The sequence below is a fragment of the Actinoplanes sp. CA-015351 genome (assembly GCF_050955685.1).
In the GTDB taxonomy this organism is placed as follows: Bacteria; Actinomycetota; Actinomycetes; order Mycobacteriales; family Micromonosporaceae; genus Actinoplanes.
In genome coordinates this window covers 7,696,570-7,708,313 of the sequence record NZ_CP192102.1, presented here as the reverse complement: position 1 = coordinate 7,708,313, position 11,744 = coordinate 7,696,570, and the positions used below count along the sequence as shown (strand labels likewise).

The 11,744-nt window shown below is 69.4% G+C and carries 9 protein-coding genes; all 9 read right to left on the bottom strand.

Annotated features, from left to right (window positions below):
- Positions 1-50 precede the first annotated feature (50 nt).
- Positions 51-836, bottom strand: coding sequence for an ABC transporter ATP-binding protein (locus ACQP2E_RS34955; protein WP_433827233.1), 786 nt, complete (start codon positions 834-836; stop codon positions 51-53).
- Between the two features lie 1,089 nt (positions 837-1,925).
- Positions 1,926-2,552 carry an alpha-ketoglutarate-dependent dioxygenase AlkB gene (locus ACQP2E_RS34950; RefSeq protein WP_433827232.1) on the bottom strand — a complete coding sequence of 209 codons (627 nt, stop codon included), beginning with the start codon at positions 2,550-2,552 and terminating at the stop codon, positions 1,926-1,928.
- A 29-nt stretch (positions 2,553-2,581) separates the two neighbouring features.
- Positions 2,582-3,544, bottom strand: a complete 963-nt coding sequence (locus tag ACQP2E_RS34945) for a succinate dehydrogenase/fumarate reductase iron-sulfur subunit (RefSeq protein ID WP_433827231.1) — start codon at positions 3,542-3,544, stop codon at positions 2,582-2,584.
- A complete protein-coding gene (locus ACQP2E_RS34940; protein ID WP_433827230.1) occupies positions 3,541-5,436 on the bottom strand; it encodes a fumarate reductase/succinate dehydrogenase flavoprotein subunit in 1,896 nt (631 codons plus the stop codon). The genes ACQP2E_RS34945 and ACQP2E_RS34940 overlap by 4 nt, the downstream gene beginning before the upstream one ends.
- A gap of 9 nt (positions 5,437-5,445) precedes the next feature.
- Positions 5,446-6,237: a hypothetical protein gene (locus ACQP2E_RS34935; protein WP_433827229.1), complete on the bottom strand. Its 792-nt coding sequence runs from the start codon at positions 6,235-6,237 to the stop codon at positions 5,446-5,448.
- 200 nt (positions 6,238-6,437) lie between these two features.
- The gene (locus ACQP2E_RS34930; RefSeq protein ID WP_433827228.1) at positions 6,438-7,841 is read right to left on the bottom strand and encodes a TldD/PmbA family protein; all 1,404 of its coding nucleotides are present in this window, start codon (positions 7,839-7,841) and stop codon (positions 6,438-6,440) included.
- Positions 7,838-9,274 carry a TldD/PmbA family protein gene (locus tag ACQP2E_RS34925; RefSeq protein WP_433827227.1) on the bottom strand — a complete coding sequence of 479 codons (1,437 nt, stop codon included), beginning with the start codon at positions 9,272-9,274 and terminating at the stop codon, positions 7,838-7,840. The genes ACQP2E_RS34930 and ACQP2E_RS34925 overlap by 4 nt, the downstream gene beginning before the upstream one ends.
- A 31-nt stretch (positions 9,275-9,305) precedes the next feature.
- Positions 9,306-9,836 carry a Uma2 family endonuclease gene (locus ACQP2E_RS34920; RefSeq protein ID WP_433827226.1) on the bottom strand — a complete coding sequence of 177 codons (531 nt, stop codon included), beginning with the start codon at positions 9,834-9,836 and terminating at the stop codon, positions 9,306-9,308.
- An 18-nt stretch (positions 9,837-9,854) separates the two neighbouring features.
- Entirely contained in the window at positions 9,855-11,714 is a 1,860-nt protein-coding gene (locus ACQP2E_RS34915; protein ID WP_433827225.1) for a S9 family peptidase, read from the bottom strand.
- Between the last annotated feature and the right edge of the window lie 30 nt (positions 11,715-11,744).

Here is an 11,744-nt window from a genome sequence, read left to right as displayed (position 1 = left end):
GGGTCCGTGGGACCGGCTTGGTCTGGGGGTGTGTCTTGGGTTTTGCTTTTTTAGGCGGGGGCGCCGAGGTATGCCTCGGTGACCCGTTCGTTCGTGCTGATCTCGCTCGGGGTGCCGAGCGCGATCGGCTTGCCGAAATCGAGGACCAGGATCTCGTCGCAGACCGACATGACCAGGTCCATGTGGTGCTCGACCAGCAGTACCGTGGTGCCGGCCTCGTTGCTCGGGTTGCTGTCGCCCCGATCGTTTTCGGTCCGATGGCTTTCGGCCCGATCGTTTTCGGCCCGATTGTTTTTGACCAGGTCGTTTTTGATCAGGTCGCCTAGCCAGCGGATCTCGTCGGTGTCGAGGCCACCGGCCGGCTCGTCGAGCATCAGGATGCGAGGCTTCGACGCCAGGGCGCGGGCCAACTCGACCCGTTTGCGAATCGCGTAGGGCAGTGTGCCGGGGCGAACCGCCGCGTACTGCGCGACGCCGCACCGATCCAGCGCGGCGAACGCTTCGGCCTCGGCCCGCCGGCCTCGCACGCCGACCATCACGTTCTCCAGCACAGTCATGCCGCCGAACTGCCCGACACCCTGCAGAGTCCGGGCGATCCCGAGCCCGCTGAGCCGATGCGGCCTGGGCCGCCAGGGCTTGCCGTCCAAAGTGATGCTGCCCTCGGACGGCGCCACGAAGCCGCTGATGACATTGAAAAGAGTCGTCTTACCCGCCCCGTTGGGCCCGATCACCCCGACAACCTTCCCCGGCGCCACGCGCAGGGACACGTCATCAAGAGCAACCAGCCCGCCGAAGCGAACGCCTATGTGTTGAAGGTTGAGCTCACCTGTTGCCATAGCCACCTCTCGGACCGGTGGAAGTCCTACATGGAGTGATGGTCAACTATTTACACTAGGAGTGTAACTTTCTCGGCCCCGCCGTCAACCACTTGCAATCCCCCTGTTACCTCGAGATTTCAGAGCAGCTCAGACGGGGTGCCCACAGCCCACCCAGGTGCCCGGCACTGATTCCGGCGCCGACTCCGGCCAAGACCCGGGCACACGGTGCACCACGGTCTCGCCATACCCAGCGCCCACGGTGTGCTGCGGTCTCGCCGTGCCGGGGGCTCACGGTGTGCTGCGGTCTCGCCGTGCCGGGAGCTCACGGTGTGCTGCGGTCTCGCCGTGCCGGGGGCTCATGGTGTGCTGCGGTCTCGCCGTGCCGGGGGCTCATGGTGTGCTGCGGTCTCGCCGTGCCGGGGGCTCACGGTGTGCTGCGCTCTCGCCGGGCCGCCGGGTCACCGTGCGTTCTCGTCCCCTGCCTGCCACCCACTGAGATCTTGTGAGTTTGGGGCGGCTCGGGCGGCGCAGCCGCACAAGATCTCCGCCGGCCGAGGGGCAGCTGCCCAGCTCGACCGAGATCTTGTGAGTTACTGGCTGCTGGGCTGGCGCAAACTCACAACAAGTGACCGGCAACGCGCGCCAACCATGACAAAACCGGCACCGGCCGCAGCGGCAGTCCCTGCGACTACAAATCTCCCCGCGATCTTGCGGAGTTATGCGCAAACGGGGCCGCCGCAACTTGCCAAGATCGCGCGGGGCGCGGGGTGCGGGGTGCGGGGTGCGGGGTGCGGGGTGCGGGGCGCGGCGAATCGGCGGATGGCGAGGCGGTGGCTGCGCCTGGTGAGGCGGCGAGTGACGCTGAGCTTGGGTAAAGCGGTGAGTGATGCGGCTCCGGGGTGGCGGCGCGGGGCGGTGGGTGCGCGGGGTGAAGTGGCGGGTGGTGCGGCGCGGGGCGGTGGGCGCGCGGGGTGAAGCGGCGCGGGGTGGCGGGTGCGCGGGGTGAAGTGGCGGGTGGTGCGGCGCTGGGCGGTTCCGGGGTGGCGGCGCGGGGTGGCGGGTGCGCGGGGTGAAGCGGTGGTAGGTCGGTAACTGGTGCGGCGGTGGCTAGGCGACGTCGGTGGGGCGGAACTGGACGCTCACCCTTGGGCCCACCGCGCGGGCTGTCTTCGGTACCGCGTGCTCCCATGTGCGCTGGCAGGAGCCGCCCATCACGATCAGGTCGCCGTGGCCCAAGGGGAACCGGAGCGTTTCGTGGCCGCCCGCTCTGGGGCGCAGCAGCAGGTTTCGCGGTGACCCGAAGGACACGATCGCGACCATGGTGTCCTCGCGGGCTGAGCGGCCCAGTGTGTCCCCGTGCCAGGCGACGCTGTCGCGGCCGTCGCGGTACAGGCACATGCCGGCCGTCGTGAAGTCCTCGCCCAGCTCGTCGGCGTAGTGCGAGTTGAGCAGCGCCTTGGCCTCGGTCAGCAGAGGGTGGGGCAGCTCCTCGCGAGCGCCGAACCAGCGGAGCAGGCGGGGAACGTCGACGACGTCGTCATACATCTTGCGACGCTCGGCCCGCCAGTCGATGCCGAGCAACCGGGAGAAGACCTCGTCGGAGCCGTGCAGCCAGCCGGGCAGCACGTCGACCCAGGCGCCCGCGGTCAGGCGGTGACGGGTCAGGCCGGCCAGCGGTGCGAAGCTGCCGGCCGGCCCGGGCGTCATCAGGTCGAACATCGAAGGCTGGTACATGCCCCCATGTTAGTACGAATGTTCGACCATCAGTCCTTCTGCGGGGACGGGTGGTGGTAGACCACGTGCTCCGGCGGGAGCGGGAACGTCAGGTCCTCCCCGAACGGGGACGGCCCGCCCTGAGTGGGCGCGGCCAGCTCGGCGACGTCCATGTGACCGTCCGGTCCGACCGGGGGCCCTTCGGGTAGCCGGGCACTGGAAAGCGGAACAAAATGAGTGGGGACGTCAGGCGTGCCGGACTCCAGCTCGTCCCGGCGGAAAATCTTGCGGCCGAGCCAGACGAGCGGGTCGTAACGGCGGTCCACCACGCGCTCCTTCATCGGGATGATCGCGTTATCCGTGATCTTGATGTGTTCCGGGCAGACCTCGGTGCAGCACTTGGTGATGTTGCAGTATCCGAGACCCTGGCTGGCCTGTGCGTACTCCTTGCGGTCGGTGCGATCGTCGAGCGGGTGCATGTCGAGCTCGGCGGCCCGGATGAAGTACCGCGGGCCGGCGAAGGCCTCCTTGTTCTCCTCGTGGTCGCGGACCACGTGGCAGGTGTTCTGGCAGAGGAAGCACTCGATGCACTTGCGGAACTCCTGGCTGCGTTCCACATCGATCTGCTGCATCCGGTATTCGCCGGGCGCGACACCGACCGGCGGGGCGAACGCCGGCGTCTCCCGGGCTTTCTCGTAGTTGAAGGACACATCGGTGACCAGGTCGCGGATCACCGGGAACGTACGCAACGGGGTGATCGTGACCGTCTCGTCCTCGGTGAACGTCGACATCCGGGTCATGCAGCCCAGCCGCGGCTTGCCGTTGATCTCCATGGAGCAGGAGCCGCACTTGCCGGCCTTGCAGTTCCACCGGCAGGCCAGGTCGGGCACCTCGGTGGCCTGGAGTCGATGGATGATGTCGAGGACGACCTCGCCCTCGTTCACCTCGACGTCGAAATCGGTCAGATCGCCGCCCGACGAATCGCCGCGCCAGACCCGGAAGTGGCGTTTCATTCTGCCTCCAACTCGGCCAGTTCCTCGTCGGTCAGGTACTTGGAGAGCTCGGTCCGCTCGAACAGTGCGATCAGCTCGTCACGCATCCGCGGCACCGGTTTGCGTTCCAGGTGCACGTCGCCGGACTCGTCGACCGAGCAGATCAGGTTGATCAAGCGCCACTGCGGGCTCATCTTCGGGAAGTCCTCGCGGGTGTGGCCGCCGCGGGACTCCTCGCGCTCCAGCGCTGCTTTCGCCGTGCACTCCGAGACAACGAGCATGTTGCGCAGGTCGATCGCCAGGTGCCAGCCGGGGTTGTAACGGCGGCCGCCCTCACTCGACACGTTCGCCACCCGCAGGCGCAGCTCGTGCAGCCGTTTCAGCGCGTCGGTCAGCTCACCCTCGCGGCGGATGATGCCGACCAGGTCGCCCATCACCGCCTGAAGATCCTGCTGCAATGTGTACGGGTTCTCGCCCCCGCTGCGTACCAAAGGAGCGAGCGCGACCTCCACGGCCGAGGCCACGTCCACTTTCGACGGCCTGGGCCGTTTGCCGAGCGTGTCGACGTACGCCGAAGCGTGCTCACCGGCCCGCTTGCCGAAGACCAGCAGGTCGGAGAGGGAGTTGCCGCCCAGCCGGTTGGACCCGTGCATGCCGCCGGAGACTTCACCGGCGGCGAAGAGCCCCTGCACGCTGCCGAAAGCCGCCGTCGAGTCGGGGTCGACCTCGACGCCACCCATCACGTAATGGCAGGTCGGGCCGACCTCCATCGGCTCCTTGGTGATGTCGACGTCGGCCAGTTCCTTGAACTGGTGGTGCATCGACGGCAGCCGCCGGATGATCTGCTCGGCCGGCAACCGGGACGCGATGTCCAGGAAGACCCCGCCGGCCGGGCTGCCACGGCCCGCCTTGACCTCGCTGTTGATGGCGCGGGCCACCTCGTCGCGGGGTAGCAGCTCGGGCGGGCGGCGGTTGTTGTCCGGGTCGGCGTACCAGCGGTCGGCTTCCTCCTCGGTCTCTGCGTACTGCTTGCGGAAGACGTCGGGCACGTAGTCGAACATGAAGCGTTTCTGCTCGGAGTTGCGCAGCACACCGCCGTCGCCGCGCACCGACTCGGTGACCAGGATGCCTTTCACACTGGGCGGCCAGACCATGCCGGTCGGGTGGAACTGCAGGAACTCCATGTTGATCAGAGTCGCGCCGGCGCGCAGGGCCAGGGCGTGGCCGTCGCCGGTGTATTCCCAGCTGTTCGACGTGACCTTGTAGCTGCGGCCGACACCGCCGGTGGCGAGGACCACGGCCGGCGCCTCGAAGAGCACGAACTCGCCGGACTCGCGGTAGTAACCGAACGCGCCGGCCACCCGGTCGCCGTCCAGCAGCAGCTCGGTGACGGTGGTCTCCTGGAAGACCCGGATCCGCGCGTCGTAACTGCCGGTCTCGGCGTAATCCTCCTGCTGGAGCGAGACGATCTTCTGCTGGAGGGTGCGGATCAGCTCCAGGCCGGTCCGGTCGCCGACGTGCGCGAGGCGCGGGTACTCATGGCCGCCAAAGTTGCGCTGGGAGATTTTCCCATCTTTCGTACGGTCGAAAAGAGCGCCGTACGTCTCCAGCTCCCAGATCCGCTCCGGTGCTTCTTTGGCGTGCAGCTCCGCCATCCGGAAGTTGTTGAGGAATTTGCCGCCCCGCATGGTGTCCCGGAAGTGGACCATCCAGTTGTCGCGGCTGTTCGCATTACCCATCGCGGCGGCGGCGCCGCCCTCGGCCATCACGGTGTGCGCCTTGCCGAACAGCGATTTCGAGATGATCGCGGTGCGTTTGCCGGCCAGCCGGGCCTCGATCGCCGCGCGCAGTCCGGCGCCGCCGGCGCCGATCACGACGACGTCGTACAGGTGTCGCTCGATCGCGGTGGTCATGACGGCCCCTCAGTTGAGAATGCGGAGGTCGGAGAACCAGCCGGCGGCGAGACCCATGACGTAGAAGTCGGTCAGCGCCAGGGTGCCGAGCGTGATCCAGGCCAGCTGCATGTGCCGGGTGTTGAGCTTCGACACGAAGGTCCAGAAGCGGTACCGCACCGGATGCTTGGAGAAGTGCTTCAGCCTGCCGCCGGCGATGTGCCGGCACGAATGACAGGACAATGTGTACGCCCAGAGCATGATCACGTTGATCCACAGAATCGCGTTGCCAAGTCCGATTCCGGTCGTCTGCGCCCGAACCGCGTCCCACGTGTTGATCACCGAGATGATCACGGCGGCGTAGAAGGCGTACCGATGTGCGTTCTGGAAGATGAGCGGGAAGCGAGTCTCGCCGGAGTAGCGCTCGTGGCCGTCCGGGACCGCGCAGGCCGGCGGCGACAGCCAGAAGGCTCGGTAGTAAGCCTTCCGGTAGTAATAGCAGGTCAGGCGGAAGAGCAGCAGGAACGGCAGGGTGAGCGCGGCCTCCGGGAGGAGGAAGAAGTTGGGCAGTGGTGTACCGAACTCGGCCGCGGCGCCGCACCGCTCGGTGAGGCACGGTGAGTAGAACGGTGTGAGGTAGTGGAACTCCTCCACGAAGAACCACTTGTGCATGAAGACGCGGACCGTCGCGTACGTGACCCAGGCGCCCAGGCCGACGAAAGTGATCAGTGGAGCGAGCCACCACCGGTCGGTCCGCAGCGTTTTCGCCGCGATGGCCGCGCGAGGTCGCCCGCCGCCGCCCGGCTTCGTTGCCGTCGTCATTCCATCTCCCTGAATGTGCCGTTCAGGTCGCGGCCGGCCGGGATCGGACACAGCGGTGCCCCACCTCAGCCGTCGCGAAGCGACAGTGATGTGGGGCACACGTTACGCCGAAGGTCCGACACTTTGCGGGGCGGGTATGCGAAGTGGACCACAAAACCACCATCCCGCATCGATTGGACGATCATGGATGATGTAAAGGATCATCCAGAAGCGTTGCCGGTGATGTTCCATCCGGCCAGGTGCAGGGCCGGAGCGGCGTACCGGGCCCGGCCCCAGGACTCCGGCAGCAGCACCGACTCGGCGCCGATGCCGAGCACCCGCCCCGGGCCGAGGGCCTGCGGGTACGACTGGGTGAACCGCAGGTTGCCGACCGCCGAGACGATCTCGCCGTCCTCGATCAGCCAGACACCGTTGCGGGTCAGGCCGGTCACCACCAGGCTTTTCGGGTCGAGCACCCGGGTGTACCAGAGATCGGTGATCAGCAGACCCCGAGCGACCCGGGCGACGAGCGGCCGCGCCGACTCGGCGACGGATCCGGTGCCGCCGGTCGAGGACGACGGCAGGCCCGCGGCCTCCAGCCGCAGGTTGCCGGCCTGCGGACCCCACGACCGTGAGTACGGCGACGCGTGCCCGGTCGATTCCGCGCCGGCCTGCGCCGCCGACGTCCGGTCGTGGGTGACCGCCTTGGTCACGCCGTCCCGGACCAGGACCAGCGACCGGCGCGGTGTGCCCTCGTCGTCGAAGGGCAGCCCGGCCGCGGGCTCGCCCCGGCTGCCGAGCGGTTCGTCCACGATGGTCACCGACGGGTCGAACTGCTCCTTGCCCAGCTCGGCGAAGGACTGGCGCTGAGCCCACGACTTGCCGTTGAATCCGAAGGTGGCGAGGTTTTCCAGCAGGTCCTTGACCGCGTCCGGTTCGAGCACCACCTGGTAATGGCCCGGTGGCAGCTCGGCCGGGCTGCCGGCGGCGCGGGCTTTCGCGGCGGCACGGGCGCCGAGTTGCGCGCCGTCGATCGCGGAGAGCCGGGACGCGGCCAGCCGGGCCACTCCGTCTGCTCCATCGAGCCGCGCGATGCCGTCCATCGCGGCCTCCACCGAGCGTCCCTCGACGGCCTGGCCGGCGGTGTTCGCGAAGGCCGCCGAGACGTACCCGGTCCGGCAGTAACCGGCGGTCTCCAGCCCTTCGGCCGCGTCCACGAAGTCGCGGACCCGAGCGGCGCGCAGTGCCGGGTCGGCACGGGCCGTCATCTCGTCGAACGCGGCGGCCTCCGGAGAAGCGGGATGCAGCCCGGCCGGCGGCGCCAGGCCCGGCCAGGCGGCGTCCACCGGACTCACCCGAGCGGCCGCGAGCGTCCTCTCCACAAGCGCGCGCAGACCATCGGCGTCGACCACCGTGGTGGATCCGCCGGTCGTCCGCCCCTCGGCGTGCAGCCGCAGCCGGACATTGGTGGTCGCGCTCGCCACGTTCTGATGGATCGACGAATTCGCGAACCGGGTCAGCGCCTCGGCGTCGTGCCGGACCATCACCTCGGCCTCGGCACTGCTCCCGGCCAGCTCGCGGACCAGCTCGACGACCCGGCCCGCGACCTGCAGCTCGGCGCTCATCCGTGCACTCCCACCCGTACGTTGGTGAACCGGGCCGGCGCCGCCGGATGCCCGGTGTGCCCGATCTGGCCGGGCTGGCCCTTGCCACAATTCGGTGTGCCCCAGGCGATGGTCTCGGAGGAGAGCATGTCCATCGACTGCCAGAACTTCGGGCCGATCCCGGTGTAGGTCGGGTTGCGCAGCATCCGGCCCAGTTTCCCGTTCTTGATCTCGTAGCCGATCTCGCAGCCGAACTGGAAGTTCAGCCGCCGGTCGTCGATCGACCAGGAGCGGTTGACGTCCATGAACACGCCGTCGTCGGTGGCCGCGATGATCTCGTCGAGGGTGTGCGGGCCGGGTTCCAGCCCGACGTTCGTCATCCGGACCATCGGCAGCCGGGACCAGCCGTCCGAGCGGACGCTGCCGGCGTAGTCGAGCCCGGCCACGGCGGCCGAGTCACGCCCGGCGAGCACGCCTACCCAGATGCCGTCGCGGACGGCGTACCGTTTCGCCGCCGGGGTGCCCTCGTCGTCGAAGCCGAAGCTGCCGAGTGCGCCGGGGAACGTCGGGTCGATCGTGATGTTCATCAGGTCGGAGCCGTACCGCAGCGAGCCGAGTGCGTCCAGGTCGAGCCAGCTGGTGCCGGCGAAGGCCGCTTCCCAGCCGAGGATCCGGTCCAGCTCGATGGCGTGCCCCACCGACTCGTGGATCTGCAGGGCGAGCTGCTCACCGCCGAGGACCAGGGTGGTCTCGCCGGACGGGCAGAGCGGCGCGGTCAGCAGGGCGCGGGCCTCCTCGGCCATCCGGGGCGCGTTGCCGACCAGGTCGAGCTCCTCGACCGTCTCCCAGCCACGGGTGCCGAACTGCCCCCGGAACGACGGCCAGGACCGCCGCTGGATCTCCCCGTCGCCGAACGCACTCGCGGTCACGCCCGCACCGCACTCACGGATGTGCTGGTCGATGCGGTGCCCGTCGCTGGAGGCGAACCACTTGCGGGTGTCCCAGATGGAGTAATTCGCCTCGGCCAGGTCGGCGCCGGCCTCCTTGGCCGCCGCCGTGGCCCGGACCAGCAGGTCACCCTTGGTGGCGAGGGAGACACCGAGCGGGTCGATCAGACAGTCGCTGGCCCAGCTCGCCACTCCGGCGCCGGCCGGGACGAGATCGGCCGGTCGCCCTGCGACCGAAGCACTGGCGGCGGCGATCTGAGCGGCTCGCCGCCCGGCCGCGCGCGCCGCGGGCTCCGACAGATCGGGTACGGCGTAGAAGCCCCACCCCGAGCCGACCAGCGCCCGCACGCCGATGCCGGCGCTCTCGTCGAAACTGATGTCCTCGACGTCGCCGTCCCGTGCCGACATCGCCTCGGTGCGGCGCACCATGACACGGGCGTCCGCATATCGCGCGCCCGCGTCGAGCGCAGCTTGCACAGCCGCGCCCGCTTCATCGAAGTGGGTCATGAACCGACCCTAGGCCGCGGGTGCGACAACGTCAGCGAGGCGGCAGCAACTCCGCCGGATCGATGGTCACGGCCACCGGCTCGGTGAGCTGAAGCGGGCTGCCAGGCGCCCCGGCCGCATGCTCCCGGTAAACCGACCCGTCGAGCGCGAAGAGCTGCAGAGTCCCGTCCCTCGGATCGACCAGTAGGTACCACGGGATGCCGGCAGCTGCGTAGTAGTGCATCTTCAGCACTCTGTTGGTGTCCCCGTTGGACGGCGAGAGAATCTCGCAGACCAGGCGAACCGCCGAGGCGTCGACTACCAGCTGGTCGAAGTCGATATCCGCGGTGATGACCAGATCCGGAATGGGGATCCGACCGGGTCCCACGCGGACGTTCACGGCTTCGTGAAGGAGTAACCCGGCACTCTCGACCACCGGAGTGAGCATGATGGCGAGTCGGGTGGAGATGCGTTGATGCCGGGGTGTAGGTGATGGAGTCACGTGCAAGCTCCCGTCGAAAAGCTCGATGCGCTCGGGCGTCTCGCCGATCGACAGGAACTCCGACTCCGTCACAGGTTTCATGACCGCCCTTCCCCATGACTACGTTTGGGTGACCTCCGCATGGTGCCCGCACAGGAAGGCTAGCTCTTCGGGGAGGGTCGCGGACGGGGCCGACGGGCAGCCCGGCAGATCGGCGCCGATCAGCAGGACCGACGAGGATGTGCCGGCCGTGAGCAGGCTGTGGTGGGCGTAGACGTCGGCCGCGTCGGTGCGGTCGCCCAGATAACGCTCGGCGATCGGGGCGGGTAGATCGGCCCAGTCGAGCACCGGGTTGCGGGCGGCGGCTCGGTGGAAATCCTCCGGCCGGCGCAACACCGCAAGGGCCGCGAGCCAGCCGCCGAGGCCGTGGCCGCGTACGGCAACCCGGGTCAGGTCCAGGTCGGGATGCTTGCCGAGCAGGGTCTGCAACGCGTCGGCCAGGTCGGCGAGCATCACGTCGCCGAGCCGTCGATGCACCGCTTTCTCGAAGCTGGGGGCCACTCCGGGCGTACCCCTGGGATCGACGCTGACGACGGCGAAGCCGGCGTCGGCGAACCACTGCCGTTCCTGCCAGGCGGCCGCGTCGGTGCCGACCTGCTGGTGCCCGGGCCCGGCGCCCAGGGTGAGCAGCACCGGAAGCCGGGAGCCGGCGACGAATCCGGACGGATAGAGAACGGCAGCCGGCAGCCGGCGATCGGTGACCCGTTCCAGAACCGGTTCCGGCCGGTACGGCAGCTCGGCCGCGAACGACCGCAGCGTCGCCACCAACTCGGTCCCGCGCCACACCTGGTCACCGGCGACCAGCAGGTCACCGCCGACGACCACACCGGAGCGCCCGGTCAGCCCGGCGATCCGGGTCACCTCGGGCCCGCTGCCGATCAGGGCGGTACGCACCCGGAACACCTCGCGCAGCGCCGGATCGCCGAGGCTGCCCTCGACCACGAGATCGGGCGCGCCGGCCGGCCCGGCTTCGCGGGGCAGCGTGCCGGCCACCCGGTTCACATAGAAGCCGGGCGGTGTCAGCAGGCTGCCGTCGGCGAAGAGGCAGCGGGCGTCGAAGCCGTCGTGTGCCAGCTCGCCACCGACCAGCACCCGCCCGTCCGGCAGGTGACGCGGCGTACCGGGCACCGGTTCCACCCAGCGCGCGTCGGCGAGCTCGGCGTGCACCTGGGTCTCGCCGGTGCGCGGGTCGACCGAGAGAACGAGGCCGTGCTGCTGCATCCGGCGCAGCACGGTGATCAGCGGACCGCCCGATTCCCAGCACACCTGCGCCAGATAGGGATAGGTCTCGCGATCCCAGTGCACGTCGACCCAGCCGTCGTCGATGTCGAGCAAGTGCAGACTCGCGGCCTTCGCCGTGCGTACCGCAAGGATCTGGCCGCCTTCCGGCGACCACCACCACCCTCGGGTACGCCCGAACGCCCCGGCCTGCTCACCGGCCATGCCCCAGGAGATCGTGCCGCCGTGCTCCCGCCAGGCCGCACCGGGTTCGCCGGCCAGCAGCCGGTCACCGTCCGGCCCGGCCACCCGCAGGGACGCCGATCCGGCGGGGTCGGAGACGTACCCGATGTCGCGGCCGGACGGCGAGGGCCGCGGGTCGTGCACCGGCCCCGAGGCCGGTACCGCGGTGAGCGTCCCGGCGACCAGGTCGGCGCGGAACAGCTCGCCGTCCCGGGTGAACGCGGCCACACCGGCCTCGCGGTCGGTCGCGTACGACGTGATCGGGCCGTCCGCGACCTGGCGTTCGGCGCCGGTGTCGCGGTCGAGCACCCAGAGCGCCGACTCCGGATCGTCCGGTCCGGCGGAGCGAAGGAACACGACGCGGGCACCGCCGGCGCCGATCGTCACGGTGTGCGGCGCGCCGTGCTTGAATCCGCCGGTGCGCTCGGCGAGTCCGGGGTACTCCACGTCACCCAGCATCGCTGATCAACAGGGTCTCGCGCGGGTCAA

Excerpts from the sequence above, each read along its gene's own strand:
- ACQP2E_RS34920 (WP_433827226.1), bottom strand. The coding sequence starts at position 9,836 with ATGAAACCTGTGACGGAGTCGGAGTTCCTGTCGATCGGCGAGACGCCC.
- ACQP2E_RS34940 (WP_433827230.1), bottom strand. The coding sequence starts at position 5,436 with ATGACCACCGCGATCGAGCGACACCTGTACGACGTCGTCGTGATCGGC.
- ACQP2E_RS34930 (WP_433827228.1), bottom strand. The coding sequence starts at position 7,841 with ATGAGCGCCGAGCTGCAGGTCGCGGGCCGGGTCGTCGAGCTGGTCCGC.
- ACQP2E_RS34945 (WP_433827231.1), bottom strand. The coding sequence starts at position 3,544 with ATGAAACGCCACTTCCGGGTCTGGCGCGGCGATTCGTCGGGCGGCGAT.
- ACQP2E_RS34925 (WP_433827227.1), bottom strand. The coding sequence starts at position 9,274 with ATGACCCACTTCGATGAAGCGGGCGCGGCTGTGCAAGCTGCGCTCGAC.
- ACQP2E_RS34955 (WP_433827233.1), bottom strand. The coding sequence starts at position 836 with ATGGCAACAGGTGAGCTCAACCTTCAACACATAGGCGTTCGCTTCGGC.
- ACQP2E_RS34935 (WP_433827229.1), bottom strand. The coding sequence starts at position 6,237 with ATGACGACGGCAACGAAGCCGGGCGGCGGCGGGCGACCTCGCGCGGCC.
- ACQP2E_RS34915 (WP_433827225.1), bottom strand. The coding sequence starts at position 11,714 with ATGCTGGGTGACGTGGAGTACCCCGGACTCGCCGAGCGCACCGGCGGA.
- ACQP2E_RS34950 (WP_433827232.1), bottom strand. The coding sequence starts at position 2,552 with ATGTACCAGCCTTCGATGTTCGACCTGATGACGCCCGGGCCGGCCGGC.